The sequence below is a fragment of the Clostridium ragsdalei P11 genome, from assembly GCF_001675165.1.
GTDB classification, from domain to species: domain Bacteria; phylum Bacillota; class Clostridia; order Clostridiales; family Clostridiaceae; genus Clostridium_B; species Clostridium_B ragsdalei.
The window spans coordinates 100,218-119,896 of the sequence record NZ_LROS01000033.1 but is presented as its reverse complement, the minus strand read 5'-3'; the positions used below and the strand labels follow the sequence as shown (position 1 = coordinate 119,896).

Here is a 19,679-nt window from a genome sequence, read left to right as displayed (position 1 = left end):
TACTAAAAAAGCTCTATATCATGTTACAATATAGAGCTTTTCATTATTTACATATATTTTTTTATTTCTTCAACCTTATCTAATCTTTCCCAAGGTACATTAATATCAGTTCTTCCAAAATGTCCATAAGCGGCAACTTGCCTGTATATAGGTCTTCTAAGATTTAAATTTTTTATTATAGCAGCTGGTCTCAAATCAAATACCTTATTCACTATATCTACTATTTTTTCTTCCGGCATATTTCCTGTACCAAAAGTATCTACAGTTATAGATACAGGCTTTGCTACACCAATAGCATAAGCAAGTTGTATTTCCAACTTATCTGCAATACCTGCAGCTACTAAATTTTTTGCTACCCATCTTGCAGCATAAGCAGCAGATCTATCAACCTTGGTTGGATCTTTACCAGAAAAAGCACCCCCGCCATGTCTTCCATAGCCACCATAAGTATCTACTATTATCTTCCTTCCTGTAAGTCCAGAATCTCCCTGGGGACCTCCAACAACAAATCTTCCTGTTGGATTTATGAAATACTTGGTTTTATAATCTAAAAACTCTCGTGGTACAACAGGTCTTATTACATTGTTTATTATGTCTGTTTCAATTTGTTTTCTAGTTACCATTTCATCATGTTGAGTAGATACTACTATGGTATCAACTCTAACTGGTTTATTGTCTTCATATTCTATAGTAACTTGAGTTTTTCCATCTGGTCTTAGATAATCTAAAACTTTATCTTTTCTAACCTGCGCTAATCTCTTTGCAAGTTTGTGAGCAAGACTTATTGGCATAGGCATGTATTCTGGAGTTTCATTTGTAGCAAATCCGAACATCATACCCTGATCTCCAGCGCCTATAGCTTCTATGGCCTCCATTTCACCTTCCTTGGCCTCTAAGGCTTTATCAACCCCCATAGCTATATCCGATGATTGTTCATCAATTGAACTTATTACTGAACAAGTATCACAATCAAATCCATATTTAGCTCTAGTATATCCTATTTCTCTTACAGTATTTCTAACTATTTTTGAAATGTCAATATAACAATTAGTTGATATCTCACCCATAACTAAAACCATACCTGTAGTAGTTGCAGTTTCACACGCTACCCTTCCATAAGGATCTTGTTCCAATATGGCATCTAAGATAGCATCTGAAATCTGATCACACATCTTATCTGGATGGCCTTCTGTAACTGATTCAGATGTAAATAGTTTTCTCATTTTCTATACCTCCCATGTAAAAACATACTTTTCTTACAATAAAGTGAATTAATTCTATTGCATTAAATGCTAATTCAAATCCTATATTCACAATATAAACTGAAATACCTAAAGTGGCACGTCAATTAAAAAAACCTCTTCGATAAGAAGAGGTTAAATAACTTAACTACTCTCTTATCTTGCAGAATCCTGCAGGAATTGGCACCTTGGTGATTTTCACTGGTTGCCGGGTTTCATAGGGCCTTGTTCCCTCCGCCTCTCTTGATAAGAGCTATAATATAATTTTTTCATCTGTTAAGATTATATAATTTTTATAAAACAAAAAACACCTAAAAGTGCCTTTATATTTATGGTGGAGGAAGATGGATTCGAACCATCGAAGTCACTGACAACAGATTTACAGTCTGCCCCCTTTGGCCACTCGGGAATTCCTCCGCATTTGGTGCTGGCAGTAGGAATTGAACCCACGACCTACTGATTACAAGTCAGTTGCTCTACCTGCTGAGCCATGCCAGCTTATTCTATTATTATTCTAAATGGTGGGCACAATAGGGCTCGAACCTATGACCCTCTGCTTGTAAGGCAGATGCTCTCCCAGCTGAGCTATGCGCCCTTATATTTATGGTGGAGGAAGATGGATTCGAACCATCGAAGTCACTGACAACAGATTTACAGTCTGCCCCCTTTGGCCACTCGGGAATTCCTCCATGTTTGGTGCTGGCAGTAGGAATCGAACCCACGACCTACTGATTACAAGTCAGTTGCTCTACCTGCTGAGCCATGCCAGCTTATTTTATTATCCTACGTTCCTTAAAACAAGAACGCACTCAACGTAAATTAGTATACAGTTTTATTCACTTATTATCAAATTTAATATATGATTAAATTTTAATATTACATATCTCTTTCTCCATATTTCTCTATATTTCTTTCAAAATCATATTCACTTAATTTAGCTTTAATAATTTATATAAAGTCATCATATAAATTATATATAGTGTTCTTCGCAAGTACATACATAAAAGAAGGTGAATATATTGAATAAAGCAAAAAGTAATTATAAAGATCCCTTAGCATATTATAAACTTGCCTATTTTTTGAAAAATTACATTAATAACGATACCATAATTGTATGTATTGGTACCGATAGATATATAGGGGATTGCCTGGGTCCCCTAGTAGGTACACTTTTAAAATGTAAGCATTTTCCTCTACCTGTCTACGGTACAATTTCAGATCCTATACATGCTTTAAACATTGAAAGCAAACTGAATAAAATAAATTTACTTCACCCGCATAAAAACATTATAGGAATAGATGCTTGTTTAGGTGATCTAGAAACTATAGGCGATATTCAAGTAAGAGACTTTCCCGTTCATCCTGGCAAAGGTGTAGGAAAATCTCTCCCAGATGTAGGAAATTCCTCAATAATAGGGATAGTTGATTCAAATAGCAATGAAGATTTATTTAATAATACCAGCAGTAATATACGTCTTAATTTAGTTTTAAGTATGGCTGAAGTAATACTTTATTCATTAATTCATTCATATTATCTATATTACAACAATATTTTTACCGATATTTAACTATATCCAACATTTTAGTATCTATAAGAAAATTAAAATCTAACTTATTAAAAAATACATAATACTAAATAAGTTAGATTTTGTTCTTTGTTTTAATCTATTAATGTTATATCATCACCACTAAAAACTACTTCCATTTTGTCTAAATATTCAAGTACTTTGCCTGTACCTAGTGCTACACATGATACTGGTTCTTCTGCAACATAAACGGGTACATTAGTTACTTTTTGTATTAAATTACTCAATCCATTTAAAAGTGCACCTCCACCAGTCATAAAAATACCTTTATCAGCTATATCAGCTGATAATTCTGGCGGCGTTTTTTCCAGTACTGCACGAGTTGTATCTGCTATAGAATTTACAGTTTCTTTTAGTGCTATTCTCATTTCCGCAGAAGATACCGTTATATTTTTAGGAAGCCCTGTAATTAAATCACGACCTCTTATTTCCATACTTACTTCTTCATCTCTATCAAAAGCAGATCCTATTTTTATTTTTAAATCTTCTGAAGTTCTTTCCCCAATCATCAATTTATGTTCTTTTCTTACATATTTCATTATGGCTTCATCGAACTTATCACCTGCAACTTTGATGGAAGACCTTACAACTATTCCTCCAAGTGAAATTACTGCTACATCAGTTGTGCCTCCACCTATATCTATTACCATATTTCCACTTGCCTTAGTTATATCAATACCAGCTCCTATAGCTGCTGCTAGTGGTTCTTCAATTAAAAACACCTTTTTTGCACCTGCATTTTTAGCCGCATCAATTACAGCTCTTTTTTCAACTTCAGTAGCTTCACATGGAACGCAAACAACTATTCTTGGTGAAGATATTCTATTTTTACCACAAGCCTTGCTTATAAAATACTTCAACATTTTTTCCGTTACATCATAATCAGATATAACTCCATCTTTTAATGGACGAATGGCAACGATATTACCAGGCGTTCTACCTATCATCTGCCATGCTTCTTCTCCTACAGCTAGTACTCTATTTTTTATCTTATCTATGGCAACAACTGAAGGTTCCTTTAAAATTACCCCTCTGCCTTTAATATAAACAAGTACGGTTGCTGTACCTAGATCTATTCCCATATCAGTTCCTATACTAAAAAACATTCCCTTTTCACTCCTAATCTCCTTTGCTTTTCAAACTAAAAGGTAAATTTATTTACCTTTATTATCATATCATATTCTAATTATAATAGGAATGTTTTTAGCCTTCAATAGCTTTATATTTCATTTTAGTAGCCTTACCACCTCTTATATGTCTCTCTGCCTTATTATAATCTAATATACTCTTAGCTTCCTGAGCAATTTGAGGATTTATTTTAGGTAATCTTTCTGTCATATCCTTGTGTATAGTACTTTTACTTACTCCAAAAACCTTAGCCGTTTTCCTTATTGTGGCTTTAGATCCTATTATATATTTGGCAACTTCCAAAACCCTTTCTTCAATATAATCTTTCAATTTTATTCAACTCCTTTTTACAGCTACCGTTTTACAATCAACAATTGATGATGAAACTTTACATTATATATCCATAAACGTATTTACTCGTATTTATCATTAAACTAAATAATCTCTGCTAATTATTTGTTCCTATATATTTATAAATATGCTGGTTAATATTTTAAAATTCATTGTGTATGGGCCATTTCTCCATAAAATTCTAAGAAATGGCCAAATATTAGTATTTTATATATTTACCTGGGTCAACAAATTCTTTTCCTTTCAAAACAGCAAAGTGTAAGTGATCTCCGTATTTTTCATAAGCTGATCTCAATGTGCTTTTGCCAACTACTCCAATAACTGCTCCTTTTTTTATAGTTTGACCTGTACTAACTTTCACACTTGGATCTAGGTTAGAATAAACTGTTTTTAATCCATTTTGATGATCTATAATGACTTCTACTCCATCCTGTGTTGCTGTATTTACTGATTCTACCTTTCCATCCATAGCTGCGAACACGGGTTTGCCAAGTGGAGTTTGTATATCATATCCTAAGTTTGGTCTATAAGTTGCTGTAGAATCCCAATATACTGGATTTTCTGAATAACCTCTTGCAATATTACCCTCTACTGGCTTTTGAAAGGAAGTGCTTACTGGGTTAGATACTCCCTTCGATGCTTCATTATTAGATACATTGGATTTTACCTTGTTATCCTTTTTTACTTGAAGAGCATTGTTATAATTGGAAGAAGGCTTTTCATTTGCCTTTGCTGTTTCCCTAATTTTTTTCTGCTCTACAGCCTGACTTTTTTGAAGCTGTGCACTTTGATTTTTATTATTTCTTGCTGTTATTACTGCCGCTGTTACTGCAATGCATAAACATATAAACAGTATTACATAAAAGCTCTCCTTTTTTAAAAAGTTGAATGCTTTGTTAAAAGATTTTTTGTTCATAATAACACCTCCTTTTTGTAGTTTGTCCAGAGAATAGAAAAAAATACATATTTTATGAAATTTTTTTACAAAAAAAAGAGGAAATTTTCCTCTTTTTTACTTAATATTTATTTAATGTATTCTAGTAACATACAATTAGCTGATATAATTATTATTTTTTAAATAAGTTTACATTTTCTAGACTAGTTCCTTCATAATAATGAGACAATATATTTTTGTAGTTTTGGCCATTTTTGCCCATATAATTAGCTCCCCACTGGCTCATTCCAACTCCATGTCCATATCCAATGCATTGAATATACACACCATCTTTAAAATCTATACTAAAGTTTGCCGAATTCAATCCCATAATAGTTCTAAATTTCGTACCAGATATAGTAACATCACCAAGTTTAATTTCTTTTACAGAACCACTTTCATTTTTACTTTTTATACCTATCTGGTTGGGTAAGTTTTCTGAAGATAACCCTGAATTAGCATAATTTGAGTTTACCTTATTTATAAAATCTACGTATGACATTTTCACTGAAGTTTTATATTTTCGTGCACTTTCTTCTCCTGGACTTTCTACGCTCTTTAAATATCCCTCTGCTTCTCCAAATACATCTTCTGAATTTTCAGTTTTTCCTGCACTTACTGCAAAATAGTAGGGCTCCATCACCAATTTATTTTTGTAAGTCAGCACCTGTCCTGAAGTAGCTTGTACTGCATCTACAATTTTGCTCCAATACTTATCCCCCTCACTCTTAGGCCAGTTTTTCATCCTATCTTCTTTATTAACAAATACCTGGCACTTGACTGTATCACATACATCTGCACCTGTATTGCTCTTATATTTTTTGCCTCCATACACCTCCATATGTGCAACTGCAAAAGTTCTAGACGCCACAGCCTGTGCTTTAAGCGCTTCTTCTGAAAATTCGGCAGGCATTTCAGCAGCTACTACTCCTGTTACATATTGCTCTAAATCCATTTCTTTTACTGTATTTTCTTTAGTTATGTACACCTTTATTTTTTCTGACTTGGTATCCTGTTTCTTTAGTATTATATTTTTTGACTTTATTAGGAATTGAGGTAAGTTATCATATTTTTGGTTTCCCATTCCCACCATAAATAAGGAGAGTACAATTACAAATAATGTACCCATAAACACTAAAATAATAAATTTTTTTAAAAAGTCTAATATATCACCCTTCATATTTTTCTCCTGTTAGGCGTTTGAAAGAAAGTAACAAGTCATTTCTTTGAAAATGCCTTATATATATTTTAAACTACAATATTATATTTTTATTGCCGCATCTTATAAAATATTCCAATAAAAAAACAAAGAAAAAATTTTGTTCTAATCTTCTCTTTGTCTAATAATATATATAATAGGAGTATTATTCATTTACCCTCTCAATATCAGCTCCTAGTGCTTTTAATTTTTTTTCAATATCTACATAGCCTCTATCTACATGGTATATATCTGCAATTTCTGTTTCACCTTCTGCTACTAACCCACAAAGTATAAGGCTTGCACCAGCTCTTAAGTCCGTTGCTTTAACTTCTGCTCCAGTAAGTTTTTTTACACCTTCTATAACTGCGCTTCTTCCATCTATCTTTATGTTTGCTCCCATCCTTTTCATCTCTGCTACGTGCATAAATCTATTTTCAAAAATAGTTTCTGTTATTATACTTGTACCCATAACAGTACATAAAAGTCCTGTCATCTGTGACTGCATATCAGTTGGAAAGCCAGGATAAGGCATAGTTTTAATATCTACTGGTCTTAATTCATCTCTTCCATCTACAATCAAGCTACTTCCTTGTGAGCTTATATGAACTCCAACTTCAGTTAACTTGGCGATTATAGGTTTTAAGTATTCTTCATTAGCACCATTTATTTTAATCTTGCTTCTAGTTATAGCAGCTGCCACCATAAAAGTACCAGATTCTATCCTATCAAATATTGGTCTATGAGTACTTCCCTTTAAACTTTTTACTCCTAATATTCTAATAGTACCTGACCCTGCACCAATAATATTTGCCCCCATGCTATTTAAAAATTTTGCCAGATCCCTTATTTCGGGTTCTTCTGCTGCATTCTCTATTATAGTTTCTCCTTCTGCCATTACTGATGCCATCATTATATTTTCTGTAGCCCCCACTGAAGGAAAATCTAGATATATTTTATCCCCTATCAATTTCTTAGCACTTGCTTCTACATATCCATGACCTACATTCACCTCTGCTCCCAAGGCACTTAAGCCCTTCAAGTGAAGATCTATAGGTCTAGTTCCAATATTACATCCCCCTGGAAGACATAATCTGAACTTTCCAAACCTAGCTATCATAGGACCCATTATTAAAAATGATGCCCTCATTTTTTTTACTAATTCGCTGCATGGATTGCAATCTTTTATATTAGATGTATCTATTATGACTTTATTTGTATCTTTGTCTATATTTATATCTGCAGATATGCTCCTCAATATGTCACTTATTACAAAAACATCTTCAAGCATTGGTACCTTTTCTATTACACATTTATCTTCACTTAAAATACAAGCTGCTATAATAGGCAATACAGAATTTTTAGCAGTACTGATATTTACTTCCCCATGCAGTTTATTTCCTCCCTTAACTACTATTTTACTCATAATGTTCCTCCATTCTATAATTGCTAATATGTTACTTAATTTTTGTACCGCCTTATAAGTTACATTTAACAAAAACATCCATATTATATGATTCCTAATATGTCACCATTATTTCTGGAGTTCCCATAATTATATAAGTGCCCGTATCATATTTTACAACAGCATAGTTAAAATCTATTAAACCTGTGACACTTTGTATTGGCTCATACTTATGGGTATACGCAGTAGAACTGTATCCTTCCTCTAAAGCTATAGTTTTAATGTCAGATGTACCATAGCATTTTAAAATGTTTTTAACTTCACTATTCACACTACTCACGTCTTGTTTCTGAGTTTTTGCCTTTACATATTCAAAATACTTACACTTTTCTTTTCTATCACCTAGAGATCTATCTACCATACTTTTCAAATCCTGTAATTTATACTGAGTGGATTTTCTTGTAATGTTAACTGTAATGATATTATAATTTTCATTTTCTACACCCTCTACATAGCCCTCTGCATAATATCCATTAAATTCTATACAATAAATTTTATTATTTCTCCACACTTTTTTGTTACACTCACTATATCTCATTAATACCTTAAATATTTCATCTACAACCTTTTCCTTACCACTAGAAGTATTAAAAGTAGCCATAATTCCACACTCCACTGGGGTACTGTTAGTCTTTTCTAATATGTTTTTAAACATATCTGTTTCCTTTACATTAGAAACGGATTTTTGGAATAAGGTAGATCTTACACCCAAATTATCTCCTGAAGCACAAACATAATATTGAAAAGAAAATACAAGAACCAATAAACAGCTTAACATCTTTAGTTTTTTCATATATATTTAGTTCTGCACAAAATTAAGCAGGACATTTTCACCCCCTTCTATTTCTCTTTAAAAATTATGGACAACTTTTCCTTTTAATATTCAATAGATTCCTACTTAGTTTAAGCTGCTAAATTTTATTTGATAGTCTTTTTTCTTTGTATTAGAAAACTGACTATTAGTATTTCAAAAAATAAAGATTCCATAGGAGGGACCTATATTAGTATATAAATTTAAATAACAAAATGTGAATATTTTTAGATATAAAAAAAGCACTATCCAAAATCATTATTTTAATGATTTTAGGTAGTGCTTTTTTATCTTGAATTAAAATACAGCAAATTATCAAAAGCTCCATTATTTCAGATTAATTCTCGCCAGTGCCCTAGCCAATGCCATTTCTGCTCTTTTTACATCGACTCCGTCTTTCTGACTAGATAATCTTTTTTCAGCTCTATCTTTAGCAGCTTTTGCTCTATCTATGTCTATTTCATCTGGCCATTCACAAGAATCACATAAAATTTTTAGCTCATTATTTATTACTTCCAGTACTCCGGTTGATGTAAATGCCTTTAATTTTTTGCCATCTTTTTGAACGATTTCGGTATCTGCAGGTTTTAAAGTGGTAACTAAAGGCATATGGTCTGGAAGAATTGCTATGTCGCCTTGAATACTTTCCGTTATTACTTCTACTACTTCTCCTTCATAGAATTCTCTATCGGGAGTAAGGATAGTTAATTTTAAAACTTCTGACATATTAATCTCCTTTAAAATTTACATTAAACAAAATTCTCTCAAACCAATTTTGCTTAATAAATCACTTTAATTTTTTCCCATATTTTTAGCTGCTTCAACCACTTCATCTATACTTCCTTTAAATAAGAAAGCAGTTTCTGGCAAATCATCATATTTACCTTCAAGAATTTCTTTAAAACCTCTTATAGTTTCCTTTATTTGAACATATTTACCCTGATATCCTGTAAATTGTTCTGCAACAGAAAATGGTTGTGATAAAAATCTTTGAATTCTTCTAGCTCTAATAACTACTAATCTATCATCTTCTGAAAGCTCATCTACACCAAGTATTGCTATAATATCTTGAAGTTCACTGTATCTTTCAAGTATATGTTTAACATCTGATGCTACTTTATAATGATCCTCTCCTACAATCCTTGGATCCAATATTCTTGAAGTGGATGCCAGTGGATCAACAGCAGGATATATACCAATTTCTGATATAGATCTAGAAAGAACTGTAGTTGCATCAAGATGCGTAAATGTCGTAGATGGTGCCGGGTCAGTCAAGTCATCTGCTGGAACATATACTGCCTGAACAGATGTAATAGACCCCTGTTTTGTGGATGTTATTCTTTCTTGAAGAGCACCCATTTCAGTTGCAAGAGTTGGCTGGTAACCAACAGCACTAGGTATTCTACCAAGTAACGCTGAAACTTCGGATCCTGCCTGAGTAAATCTGAATATATTATCTATAAATAAAAGTACATCCTGACCTTTATCTCTAAAATATTCTGCCATAGTAAGTCCTGTAAGTGCAACTCTCATTCTTGCTCCAGGTGGCTCATTCATCTGACCAAATACCAAAGCAGTCTTCTTTATAACTCCTGATTCCTGCATTTCATAATATAGGTCATTTCCTTCTCTTGTTCTTTCTCCAACACCTGTAAATACTGATAATCCACCGTGTTCTTTTGCTATATTGTTTATAAGTTCCTGTATAAGAACTGTTTTACCAACACCAGCTCCACCAAACAGTCCTATCTTTCCGCCTCTTTGGTATGGTGCAAGAAGATCTATAACTTTAATACCAGTTTCAAACATTTCAGGCTTAACAGATTGATCTTCAAAACTTGGCGCCTGTCTATGAATAGGATAGTATTGTTCTGCCTTTACTTCTCCATTTTCATCAATTGGCTGTCCTAGCATATTAAAAAGTCTTCCTAAAACTGGCTCACCTACAGGTACAGATATAGGAGATCCTGTATCTTCTGCATCCATACCTCTCATTAATCCATCCGTACTCTCCATGGATATAGTTCTTACTACATCATCACCCAAATGTTGTGCAACTTCTGTAATAATTTTTTTATCACCTGATTTTATATCTATGGCATTATATATATTAGGAAGGTTTTCTGTATCAAACTTTATATCTACTACAGGTCCTATAACCTGAACAACTTTGCCTATATTTGGCATCAATGTCCCTCCTTACTTAAGAGCTTCTGCTCCTCCAACTATTTCAGTTATTTCCTGTGTAATAGCAGATTGTCTCTCTCTATTGTATTTAAGATTCAATTTATCCAGTAAATCATTTGCATTTTTAGTTGCCCCATCCATTGCTGTCATTCTGGAAGCCTGTTCACTTACTTTTGAATTTATCATACAGTTAAGTACTTTTTGCTTTAAGTGTAAAAGTACTACTTCATCCATCATTTCATCTATTGATGGTTCAAATTTAACAAGATAATTTGTTTTTTCTTTTTTATCAGCTTCCAATGGAAGTAATTTTTCAACAACTACTTTTTGTCTAACTGTTGAAATAAACTTAGTATATACTATATTAACTTCTCCAACCTCGCCACTTCTATAAAGGTCTAGAGCCTTATATACTATGGTATCTGCTTCATTTATAGTAGGAACATCTGAAATATCCACGTATTCTGCTTCTGTACTATACTTAAGCCTTTTAAAATACGTTCTTCCTTTTTGTCCCACAGATATCAAAAGGCAATTTTCTTTATTTTTTGACATTGCAGCATCTGCTTCATTTACTACACTGCCATTAAAGCCTCCGCATAATCCTGTATCTGAATTTAAAGCTATGTAGAGTTTCTTATTGCTTTTATTACCATGTATATAAATGTTTCTTCCCTCTGCTCCTAAAACAAATTCATTCATAAGGGAACTAAATAGTTCACAATATTTATTATTTGCCTCAAGCTTTTTTCTAACTTTTCTAAGTTTAGAGGTGGCAATGAGTCCCATGGCATTTGTTATTTTTTGAGTACTGGTTATTGATCTAATTCTTCTTTTTATTGTAACAAGTCCTGCCCCTGCCATATTTCACCTCCCGCAGAAGAAACTATGCCTCTGCTAAAAATATTTTTTTGAATTCCTCTATAGCATTTCCAAGTTTATCACTTAATTCATCGGATATAATTTTTTTATTTTTTATTTCATCACCTATTTCTTTATGATGAGTACTCATATAATCAAGGAATTCTCCTTCAAATTCTACAACTTTTTCAACCGGTACATCCATTATATACTCTCTACCAGCTGCAAACAGTATCATTACCTGATTTTCTACAGGCATTGGTTTGTATTGAGGTTGTTTTAATATTTCTGTTAATCTCTTACCTTTTTCAAGCCTTTTCATAGATTCTTTATCAAGGTCTGATCCAAATTGAGCAAATGATGCAAGTTCTCTATACTGTGCTAAATCCAATCTAAGAGTACCTGCTACCTGCTTCATTGCTTTAATTTGTGCATTACCACCAACTCTGGATACGGATATACCTGCATTTATAGCTGGTCTTTGACCCGCATAGAAAAGCTCTGATTCAAGGAATATCTGACCATCTGTTATAGAAATAACATTTGTTGGTATATATGCAGTAACATCTCCTGCCATAGTTTCTATTATAGGAAGTGCTGTAAGTGAGCCTCCACCTAACTTATCAGAAAGCTTTGCTGCTCTTTCAAGTAATCTTGAATGCAGATAGAATACATCTCCAGGATATGCTTCTCTTCCTGGTGGTCTACGGAGTAATAATGACATTTCTCTATAGGCAACCGCATGCTTAGATAAATCATCATACACTATAAGTACATCTTTTCCCTTATTCATAAAATATTCACCCATGGAACATCCTGCATAAGGAGCAATATACTGAAGTGGTGCTGACTCAGATGCTGATGCAGATACTATTATGCTATAGTCCATAGCACCTGCTTCTGTTAAGTCATTTACTATATGAGCTACAGTAGACTGCTTCTGACCTATAGCTACATATATGCATATTACATCTTTTCCTTTTTGATTTATTATAGTATCCATGGCAATAGCAGTCTTACCTGTTTGCCTGTCTCCTATTATTAATTCCCTTTGTCCTTTTCCAATTGGTATCATTGAATCTATAGCCTTTAACCCGGTTTGCAGTGGTTCTTTAACTGACTGTCTTGTTATAACTCCTGGAGCTACAAGATCTACAGGCCTAGTTTCTGATGTCTTTATAGGACCTTTCCCATCAATAGGCTGTCCAAGTGAATTTACAACTCTTCCAACAATAGCTTCACCTACTGGTACTTCTACAACTCTACCTGTTCTTTTAACTGTATCTCCTTCTTTTATTCCCTTCTGGGAACCCAAAAGAACACAACCTACATTATCCTGTTCAAGGTTTAAAGCCATACCATAAACATCATTTGGAAACTCTAAGAGTTCATTTGCCATACATTGATTAAGGCCATAAACTCTAGCAATACCATCACCGATTTGAATTATTGTACCTGAATCAACTGTTTCTATTTTCTTTTCATATTTCTGTATTTCATCTTTTATAATTGAAGTTATTTCTTCAGGTTTTATGTTCATAGGCTCACCTCTGTTCTCCCTTAAGCATTATTTTTTTCATTTCAGAAAGTTTTGACCTTATACTACCATCAATAACTTCATTATTTACCTCAACATAAACCCCACCTATTATACTAGGATCTATTTCTTCTTCAATCAAAACTTTCTTATTAAATTTCTTTTCTAGCTTTTCAATTAAAGTGTTTCTCTCATCATCATTCAAAGCAATAACTGTTTTTACTTTTGCCTTAACAGTATTATTACTCTCAAGATATATATTTTCCATTTCCCTAAGTTTTCCATCAATTTCATTAATTCTATCTTTCTCTATAAGAACTAATAAGAATGAAAGTATGTCTTCATTCACCTTATCTTTAAAGATTTCAGTAAACATTTTTTTCTTCTCTGATGTACTTACTTCTGGATGTTCCATGATTTCCAAAAATTTAGAATTACCTTTTATAGCGGCTACAACCTGCCTTAATTCTTCTAGGTATTCTTTAACTTTTCCTTTTTCTTCTCCAATTTTATAGAGTGCAAGGGCATATCTTCTATCTAAATACTCATGCATAGTTAAATACCTACCTTAGCTATAAAGTCCTCAATAAGTTTCCTATGCTGCTGCTCATTAATAGATCCCTCTAAAGCTTTTGATGATACTAAAAGTGCTAAATCTACCACTTGATTTTTTATATCGTCTTTTGCTTTTTCTCTTTCTCTTTCAGCTTCAACTTTTGCCCTATCTAATATTAGTTGAGCTTCTTTCTGGGCATCATTTACTATGTTTTCGGAAACTTTATCGGCTTTATTTTTATAGTCTTCAACAATAGCTTTTCCTTCTTGTTTTGAATTCTTTAACAACTCTTGATGTTGAGTTACTAATTGTTTAGACTTCTTTTCATTTTCATCAGCAGTTCTTATTTTATTGTCAATTTCTTGCTGCCTATTTGTAATAGTGTTATTGACAGGTTTAAAAAAGAAATGCTTTAGAATGAAATACAATATGATAAAATTTATTATTGTTATAACGACTGTAGTCCAATCAATTTGCATATTAAATTCCAATCCTCCCCTCTAAATGTATATGTAAATTAGTGAGGTATACATTAGATCAAACTTTAAATACTAAAATAAGAGCTATTAATAGAGAGTAAATAGCTGTTACCTCTGATAAAGCTGCACTTACAAAGAATGTACTTAGTATTTTACCACTTGCTTCTGGCTGTCTTGATACTCCTTCAACTGCCTTACCAGCAGCATTTCCAACTCCAATACCTCCTCCTAAACATCCTATAGCAGCTAAACCTGCACCTATTGCTGCCATACCTGATATAAATGAATGTGCATCTAAATTCATAATAAAAAACCTCCTTAAATAAGTATTAAAAAGTAACTATTATTAGTCTTCAGCTATAACTTTTATATTCATTATTGTTAACATAACAAATACTATCATTTGGATTGAACCATCAAATAAATCAAAGAAAGCGTGTAAAGGAATTGGTATTAACAATTGAGAAAACCATGCCATACTACCTAATCCTTTATATACCATACCGATAATTACAGCTCCTGCTGTCAAATTACCAAAAAGTCGTAGACTTAGGGAAACTGGAAGAACTAGCCTTTCTATAATATTAATTGGCAATAGCGGTACTACTGGCTTAGTATATGCTCCAAAATAACGCACTAAACCATTTTTTTTAATTGAATTAAATTGGACTAATACAAAAGTTATTAATGCCAATCCAACTGCAACACTTAGATCTTCCGTTGGTGCCCTTACTCCTATCATCACTGGAGCAATGTTCATTACTAAAATGTATATGGCAAGCGTTCCTACATATGGTATAAATGATACATACTCTTTTCCCATGTTTTCAGTAACTAAATTTCTTACTGCTTCAACAATAATTTCAATAACACTTTGTTTTTTATCCGGTATTTTTTTCATACTAGATGTAAAAAATTTTGCCAATATAGCTAAAATTATAATAATGGCCCATTGTACAATGACACTGGAAGTTATTGGAATTTGAAATGCTCCCAGATGTATTAAAAACAATGGTGAAAAAGCCTCCACTTCATCACATCCTTTCCTAAATTTATTGTTAATTATTTTCAATAAGTGAATATATATATATCCCTAATAAATGGGATGTATAGCCAATTAAATAAGCAACTACATTGTATTTACTGCATATAAATACCCAATATCCTATTCCTGCTGCCATTACAACTCGTATAATAAAACTTATTATATACAAAGATGCTGATGAATTCCTAAATCTTTCTGATATGATGGCACCTACAATGGTATTTATAAAAAAATTAAATATTGCTATGGAAACACCTAATAATATAAATAATCCATAACTTTTAAAAAAAAGCTGTACCAAACAGGCCAAAATCATGCCAAATAATAGATTAATTACAGATACTTTCTTTACCATGTCTAGAATATGTTTATTCATCAAGTTCCCCCTATATAACTAAGATTATATACCTTAAATATATAAAAAGATACAACCTAAAAGTCTTAATTACTCAACTTTAGCCAGTTTATATTACACCTTTTTATTATTTCTCCCTAAATCTATGTATTTCCTTAATAAGGTTTCTGATAATTTATAATTTAGAATTTATTTAACTAACTAATTGTACCAAATATTTTTTAAATATACAATACACTCAGTGTAATATTATAGTACAAATAATTAAAATGGGAAAAAATATACAGTTTTTTAACCATATATTGATATTTTAACATCATATATTACTATATTGTCTGTATAATTATGATAAAATGTATGCTAATCTCCTTTAAAAAGAATGAAAATTCAAAATTATAACTTTTTAATTTGATTTAAACTCACTATATGTACCTTTTGCTAAATCAAAATATTGTAAAATAGCTTCTGTTATTCTATAAGCTGCCTTGCCATCTCCATAAGGATTTATAGCTTTACTCATTACATCATATTCCTTAGGATTTCTTATAAGCTCATTTGCTAACTTTATTATTTTTTCTTCATCCGTTCCCACGAGTCTTACTGTGCCTGCCTCTACAGCCTCTGGTCTTTCAGTCACATTTCTAAGCACCAATACAGGCTTTCCAAGATGGGGTGCTTCCTCCTGAAGTCCACCAGAATCAGTCATAACCATAAAACATTTATTCATTAAATTGTGTGTTTCCTTAGTATCTAGTGGAGGCAACAAATGAACTCTAGAAACATTTCCAAGTATTTTATATACCATATCCTTTACTACAGGATTCAAGTGTACCAGATAAACAATTTCTGTATCTTTATTTTCATCTATAATCCTTTTTAATGCATTACAAATATTCTCGATACCCTTTCCCCAATTTTCTCGCCTATGAGCAGTTACCATTATAACTTTTTTATTATCATAATCTATGGTATTTAATTCATCATTACTAAATTTATAATCCTTCTCTACTGTAAACCTCATAGCATCAATTACTGTATTTCCAGTTACAAATATTTGATTTTCAGACACACCTTCTTTTAACAAATTGGACTTTGATCCAGTGGTTGGTGCAAAATGAAGGTCAGCTATAGCACCTGTAAGCTTTCTATTCATTTCTTCTGGAAATGGGAAATACTTATCGTAAGTTCTAAGTCCTGCTTCTACATGCCCAACCTTTATTTTTTTATAGAAAGCAGCTAATGCTCCTGCAAAAGTAGTAGTCGTATCTCCATGAACAAGTACTAAATCAGGTTTTTCATCTTCAAATATTTCCTCAAGTCCCTGAAGTACTCTATTAGTTATACCTGTCAATGTCTGTTTAGTTTTCATTATATTTAAATCAAAATCGGGAACAATATTAAAAAGCTGTAAAACCTGATCAAGCATCTCCCTATGTTGAGCAGTAACACATATTTTATTATCTATTTCTTTTCTCTTCTCAAGTTCCTTAACTAAAGGAGCCATTTTTATTGCTTCTGGTCTTGTGCCAAATATAGTAACACATTTAATTTTGTTCATATTAAAAACCTCCTTTTTTACTCTCTATGTTTAAAAAATCCAGCCTTCCAGGCCATAAGAACCAAAATAACCATAACTATTATTAGAAGGAAGTATGATCTTTGTGCATTTATCTCCATGGCTATTACAGAAATACTCCCCAACACTGCACTTATGCTATACATTATCATAACAACCTGTTTTTGTGTAAGCCCCATATCAAGAAGTCTATGATGCAAATGGCCTCTATCTGCTTGCATAATAGGTCTTCCATTTATTTTTCTTCTTATCATTGCAAATAAAGTATCATATATTGGTATTCCAAGTGCTAAAATAGGTACAGCTACAGAAAAAGCTGCAGCAGATTTTATTGCACCCTCCATAGATATGGCTGCAAGTAAAAAGCCAAGCAACTGTGCCCCAGTATCTCCCATAAATATAGATGCCGGATTAAAATTGTAAGGTAAAAATCCAAGTATAGCTCCAGATAATATACTAGTAAGCACCGCTGCCTCATATCTATTATTCAACAATGCTATAATAAAAATAGTTATAGAAGATATAAATGCAATACCTGCCGCCAACCCATCTAGACCATCAATTAAATTGAGTGCATTAGTAATTCCAATTACCCATATTATAGTTAGAGGAATGGCTATTACTCCTATATTTATAAACTGGTATGCTCCATCAAACGGATTTGTAATTATTTCTATTTTTATTCCATAAATTATTAAAACCCCTGCTGCTGCTAATTGAAACAATAGTTTACACCAAGGCTTTATATCAAATTTATCATCTAAAAGTCCTCCTATTACTATAATAGTAGCTCCTAGTATAAGTCCCGTTTCAGATTCTGTAAGTTTACCCGTTTTCAAAAACAGAGTAATTATAAATGAAAAGTATATGGCCAATCCACCTATAAGTGGTATAGGCTTATTATGTATCCTTCTATTGTCCTTAGGCACATCCATAATATCTAGTTTAATGGCGAGCTTTTTAATGAAGGGGGTAAGTATAACTGAAAATATTATTGAAACTATTGCAAACAAATACAAATTATTCATAATAACCTTCCTTAATCACATCTTATGTTTTCTACACATTCTGTTATTCTCATCTCTTTATGCATACTAATTCAATCCACGATGTTTTTTCAAACCAATTAATTTCTGGAGTATACTCCTCACAATATACAACTCTTTTAATTCCACAGGTAATTATTAATTTTTGACATTCAGGGCAAGGCATATGGGTAACATATAACGTTGAACTTTCTCTATCATCAGGAGCTACCTCTAGTAGACAGTTTACTTCCGCATGAATTGTTCTTACACAATGATTGTTCTTCATGTAACACCCTACATCCTCACAATGCTCTAATCCTCTTGGGCTTCCATTATATCCAGTTCCCTTTATCCTTCTGTTCTTAACAAGGACCGCCCCTACATGCAGCCTAGGACATGTGCTTCTTTCCGCAACTTTAAATGCGATATCTATAAAATAATTATCCCAATCTTTTCTCATAATAAATATCTCCTTGATATATAATTATTACAACCTATATTATAAACTATTAATCAAAGTTTTAAAACAATCGACAAAGATTTTAATCCTAAAGTAAAGAGTTCACTTAAATTATAAGTGAACTCACTCCTACGCTTAGTGGTATTATTTTGTTCCGTATAACCTGTCTCCAGCATCTCCTAGTCCTGGTACTATATATCCATTTTCATTTAATTTTTCATCAATTGATGCTATGTATACATCTACATCTGGATGAATTTCTGTTACTGTTTTTATTCCCTCTGGTGCAGCTATTAAACACATAAGTCTTATATTCTTAGCACCTTTTTTCTTCAATATAGTTATTGCATCGGATGCAGATCCTCCTGTAGCAAGCATTGGATCTGTAACAATTACTTCTCTTTCTCCTATATCCTGTGGCAACTTGCAGAAATATTCTACTGGTTTTAATGTAGCTTCATCTCTATATAATCCTATATGTCCTACTTTTGCTGCAGGAATAAGTTTTATCATTCCTCCTACCATTCCAAGACCTGCTCTTAGTATAGGTATTATAGCAACTTTTTTACCTGAAAGCATTTTACAAGTTGTTTTACATATAGGTGTCTCTATCTCTACATCCTCTGTTTGAAGATTTCTGGTAACTTCATATGCCATAAGCATGGCTACCTCTTCGACAAGTTCTCTAAAATCCTTAGATCCTGTATGCTTATCCCTTATTAAAGCTAATTTATGCAGTATAAGTGGATGTGTTATTTGTGTTACTTTACTCATATATATTCCTCCTATTTTTCATTTCATAAGGCATTTGAAAGAAAATAACAAGTCAAAGATGCTAGCATACTGACTAGTTATTTCTTTGAAAATGCCTAATATCAATT

21 protein-coding genes, 5 tRNA genes and 1 riboswitch are annotated in these 19,679 nt (G+C 32.4%); of the genes, 1 reads left to right on the top strand and 25 read right to left on the bottom strand.

Annotated elements, in window-relative coordinates; translation table 11 throughout:
- Nucleotides 1-47: 47 nt before the first annotated feature.
- From metK to CLRAG_RS13915, 6 genes are all read right to left on the bottom strand, one after another.
- The gene (metK, locus tag CLRAG_RS13940; protein WP_065078976.1) at nucleotides 48-1,223 is read right to left on the bottom strand and encodes a methionine adenosyltransferase; all 1,176 of its coding nucleotides are present in this window, start codon (nucleotides 1,221-1,223) and stop codon (nucleotides 48-50) included.
- A gap of 171 nt (nucleotides 1,224-1,394) precedes the next feature.
- Nucleotides 1,395-1,494, bottom strand: a riboswitch (SAM riboswitch).
- Nucleotides 1,495-1,573: 79 nt separating this feature from the next.
- Nucleotides 1,574-1,658: transfer RNA gene (locus CLRAG_RS13935), tRNA-Tyr, on the bottom strand.
- A 5-nt stretch (nucleotides 1,659-1,663) separates the two neighbouring features.
- Nucleotides 1,664-1,739, bottom strand: a tRNA-Thr gene (locus CLRAG_RS13930).
- Between the two features lie 21 nt (nucleotides 1,740-1,760).
- A tRNA-Val gene (locus CLRAG_RS13925) sits at nucleotides 1,761-1,836 on the bottom strand.
- A gap of 9 nt (nucleotides 1,837-1,845) precedes the next feature.
- Nucleotides 1,846-1,930: transfer RNA gene (locus tag CLRAG_RS13920), tRNA-Tyr, on the bottom strand.
- 5 nt (nucleotides 1,931-1,935) lie between these two features.
- Nucleotides 1,936-2,011 (bottom strand) — tRNA-Thr (locus CLRAG_RS13915).
- Between the two features lie 249 nt (nucleotides 2,012-2,260).
- On the opposite strand from CLRAG_RS13915, the gene yyaC reads away from it, so the two are divergent.
- Nucleotides 2,261-2,809, top strand: a complete 549-nt coding sequence (yyaC, locus tag CLRAG_RS13910) for a spore protease YyaC (protein WP_065078975.1) — start codon at nucleotides 2,261-2,263, stop codon at nucleotides 2,807-2,809.
- A 92-nt stretch (nucleotides 2,810-2,901) separates the two neighbouring features.
- On the opposite strand, the gene mreB is transcribed toward yyaC, so the two are convergent.
- The 19 genes from mreB to upp all read right to left on the bottom strand — a co-directional run bounded on the left by mreB (nucleotide 2,902) and on the right by upp (nucleotide 19,572).
- Complete coding sequence (gene mreB / locus CLRAG_RS13905) at nucleotides 2,902-3,933, bottom strand: rod shape-determining protein (protein ID WP_013236940.1); 1,032 nt, start codon at nucleotides 3,931-3,933, stop codon at nucleotides 2,902-2,904.
- Nucleotides 3,934-4,030: 97 nt separating this feature from the next.
- Nucleotides 4,031-4,285 (bottom strand): sporulation transcriptional regulator SpoIIID, encoded by a 255-nt coding sequence (spoIIID, locus tag CLRAG_RS13900; RefSeq protein ID WP_013236939.1) that lies wholly within the window; start codon nucleotides 4,283-4,285, stop codon nucleotides 4,031-4,033.
- Nucleotides 4,286-4,505: 220 nt separating this feature from the next.
- Entirely contained in the window at nucleotides 4,506-5,222 is a 717-nt protein-coding gene (locus CLRAG_RS13895; RefSeq protein ID WP_065078974.1) for a M23 family metallopeptidase, read from the bottom strand.
- A 151-nt stretch (nucleotides 5,223-5,373) separates the two neighbouring features.
- Nucleotides 5,374-6,420, bottom strand: coding sequence for a stage II sporulation protein D (gene spoIID / locus CLRAG_RS13890; protein WP_065078973.1), 1,047 nt, complete (start codon nucleotides 6,418-6,420; stop codon nucleotides 5,374-5,376).
- 184 nt (nucleotides 6,421-6,604) lie between these two features.
- A complete protein-coding gene (murA, locus tag CLRAG_RS13885) occupies nucleotides 6,605-7,864 on the bottom strand; it encodes a UDP-N-acetylglucosamine 1-carboxyvinyltransferase (protein WP_065078972.1) in 1,260 nt (419 codons plus the stop codon).
- A 94-nt stretch (nucleotides 7,865-7,958) separates the two neighbouring features.
- Complete coding sequence (locus CLRAG_RS13880) at nucleotides 7,959-8,696, bottom strand: hypothetical protein (RefSeq protein ID WP_065078971.1); 738 nt, start codon at nucleotides 8,694-8,696, stop codon at nucleotides 7,959-7,961.
- Nucleotides 8,697-9,041: 345 nt separating this feature from the next.
- Nucleotides 9,042-9,440 (bottom strand): F0F1 ATP synthase subunit epsilon, encoded by a 399-nt coding sequence (locus CLRAG_RS13875; RefSeq protein WP_065078970.1) that lies wholly within the window; start codon nucleotides 9,438-9,440, stop codon nucleotides 9,042-9,044.
- 66 nt (nucleotides 9,441-9,506) lie between these two features.
- Nucleotides 9,507-10,901, bottom strand: coding sequence for a F0F1 ATP synthase subunit beta (gene atpD / locus CLRAG_RS13870; protein WP_013236933.1), 1,395 nt, complete (start codon nucleotides 10,899-10,901; stop codon nucleotides 9,507-9,509).
- A 12-nt stretch (nucleotides 10,902-10,913) separates the two neighbouring features.
- Nucleotides 10,914-11,765, bottom strand: coding sequence for an ATP synthase F1 subunit gamma (gene atpG, locus CLRAG_RS13865; RefSeq protein ID WP_013236932.1), 852 nt, complete (start codon nucleotides 11,763-11,765; stop codon nucleotides 10,914-10,916).
- A gap of 22 nt (nucleotides 11,766-11,787) precedes the next feature.
- Entirely contained in the window at nucleotides 11,788-13,302 is a 1,515-nt protein-coding gene (atpA, locus tag CLRAG_RS13860) for a F0F1 ATP synthase subunit alpha (protein ID WP_013236931.1), read from the bottom strand.
- A gap of 4 nt (nucleotides 13,303-13,306) precedes the next feature.
- Entirely contained in the window at nucleotides 13,307-13,852 is a 546-nt protein-coding gene (locus tag CLRAG_RS13855; RefSeq protein ID WP_013236930.1) for a F0F1 ATP synthase subunit delta, read from the bottom strand.
- A 2-nt stretch (nucleotides 13,853-13,854) separates the two neighbouring features.
- Nucleotides 13,855-14,334: a F0F1 ATP synthase subunit B gene (locus CLRAG_RS13850; protein WP_013236929.1), complete on the bottom strand. Its 480-nt coding sequence runs from the start codon at nucleotides 14,332-14,334 to the stop codon at nucleotides 13,855-13,857.
- Between the two features lie 58 nt (nucleotides 14,335-14,392).
- On the bottom strand, nucleotides 14,393-14,638 hold the full coding sequence (gene atpE, locus CLRAG_RS13845) for an ATP synthase F0 subunit C (protein ID WP_013236928.1): 246 nt from the start codon (nucleotides 14,636-14,638) through the stop codon (nucleotides 14,393-14,395).
- 42 nt (nucleotides 14,639-14,680) lie between these two features.
- The gene (locus tag CLRAG_RS13840; protein ID WP_023162552.1) at nucleotides 14,681-15,364 is read right to left on the bottom strand and encodes a F0F1 ATP synthase subunit A; all 684 of its coding nucleotides are present in this window, start codon (nucleotides 15,362-15,364) and stop codon (nucleotides 14,681-14,683) included.
- A gap of 28 nt (nucleotides 15,365-15,392) precedes the next feature.
- A complete protein-coding gene (locus CLRAG_RS13835; RefSeq protein ID WP_065078969.1) occupies nucleotides 15,393-15,755 on the bottom strand; it encodes an ATP synthase subunit I in 363 nt (120 codons plus the stop codon).
- A 382-nt stretch (nucleotides 15,756-16,137) separates the two neighbouring features.
- Nucleotides 16,138-17,292 (bottom strand): non-hydrolyzing UDP-N-acetylglucosamine 2-epimerase, encoded by a 1,155-nt coding sequence (wecB, locus tag CLRAG_RS13830; protein ID WP_065078968.1) that lies wholly within the window; start codon nucleotides 17,290-17,292, stop codon nucleotides 16,138-16,140.
- Nucleotides 17,293-17,309: 17 nt separating this feature from the next.
- A complete protein-coding gene (locus tag CLRAG_RS13825; protein ID WP_065078967.1) occupies nucleotides 17,310-18,338 on the bottom strand; it encodes an MraY family glycosyltransferase in 1,029 nt (342 codons plus the stop codon).
- Nucleotides 18,339-18,387: 49 nt separating this feature from the next.
- Nucleotides 18,388-18,798, bottom strand: coding sequence for a deoxycytidylate deaminase (locus CLRAG_RS13820; protein ID WP_065078966.1), 411 nt, complete (start codon nucleotides 18,796-18,798; stop codon nucleotides 18,388-18,390).
- Between the two features lie 144 nt (nucleotides 18,799-18,942).
- A complete protein-coding gene (gene upp, locus CLRAG_RS13815; protein ID WP_063601747.1) occupies nucleotides 18,943-19,572 on the bottom strand; it encodes a uracil phosphoribosyltransferase in 630 nt (209 codons plus the stop codon).
- Nucleotides 19,573-19,679 lie beyond the last annotated feature (107 nt).

What these genes read in the sequence shown, in the direction of transcription:
- CLRAG_RS13880 (WP_065078971.1), bottom strand. Translation starts at nt 8,696, where the DNA reads ATGAAAAAACTAAAGATGTTAAGCTGTTTATTGGTTCTTGTATTTTCT.
- spoIID (WP_065078973.1), bottom strand. Translation starts at nt 6,420, where the DNA reads ATGAAGGGTGATATATTAGACTTTTTAAAAAAATTTATTATTTTAGTG.
- CLRAG_RS13820 (WP_065078966.1), bottom strand. Translation starts at nt 18,798, where the DNA reads ATGAGAAAAGATTGGGATAATTATTTTATAGATATCGCATTTAAAGTT.
- atpA (WP_013236931.1), bottom strand. Translation starts at nt 13,302, where the DNA reads ATGAACATAAAACCTGAAGAAATAACTTCAATTATAAAAGATGAAATA.
- CLRAG_RS13855 (WP_013236930.1), bottom strand. Translation starts at nt 13,852, where the DNA reads ATGCATGAGTATTTAGATAGAAGATATGCCCTTGCACTCTATAAAATT.
- CLRAG_RS13835 (WP_065078969.1), bottom strand. Translation starts at nt 15,755, where the DNA reads ATGAATAAACATATTCTAGACATGGTAAAGAAAGTATCTGTAATTAAT.
- CLRAG_RS13875 (WP_065078970.1), bottom strand. Translation starts at nt 9,440, where the DNA reads ATGTCAGAAGTTTTAAAATTAACTATCCTTACTCCCGATAGAGAATTC.
- atpD (WP_013236933.1), bottom strand. Translation starts at nt 10,901, where the DNA reads ATGCCAAATATAGGCAAAGTTGTTCAGGTTATAGGACCTGTAGTAGAT.
- wecB (WP_065078968.1), bottom strand. Translation starts at nt 17,292, where the DNA reads ATGAACAAAATTAAATGTGTTACTATATTTGGCACAAGACCAGAAGCA.
- mreB (WP_013236940.1), bottom strand. Translation starts at nt 3,933, where the DNA reads ATGTTTTTTAGTATAGGAACTGATATGGGAATAGATCTAGGTACAGCA.
- CLRAG_RS13825 (WP_065078967.1), bottom strand. Translation starts at nt 18,338, where the DNA reads ATGAATAATTTGTATTTGTTTGCAATAGTTTCAATAATATTTTCAGTT.
- upp (WP_063601747.1), bottom strand. Translation starts at nt 19,572, where the DNA reads ATGAGTAAAGTAACACAAATAACACATCCACTTATACTGCATAAATTA.
- CLRAG_RS13850 (WP_013236929.1), bottom strand. Translation starts at nt 14,334, where the DNA reads ATGCAAATTGATTGGACTACAGTCGTTATAACAATAATAAATTTTATC.
- atpE (WP_013236928.1), bottom strand. Translation starts at nt 14,638, where the DNA reads ATGAATTTAGATGCACATTCATTTATATCAGGTATGGCAGCAATAGGT.
- murA (WP_065078972.1), bottom strand. Translation starts at nt 7,864, where the DNA reads ATGAGTAAAATAGTAGTTAAGGGAGGAAATAAACTGCATGGGGAAGTA.
- CLRAG_RS13895 (WP_065078974.1), bottom strand. Translation starts at nt 5,222, where the DNA reads ATGAACAAAAAATCTTTTAACAAAGCATTCAACTTTTTAAAAAAGGAG.
- atpG (WP_013236932.1), bottom strand. Translation starts at nt 11,765, where the DNA reads ATGGCAGGGGCAGGACTTGTTACAATAAAAAGAAGAATTAGATCAATA.
- metK (WP_065078976.1), bottom strand. Translation starts at nt 1,223, where the DNA reads ATGAGAAAACTATTTACATCTGAATCAGTTACAGAAGGCCATCCAGAT.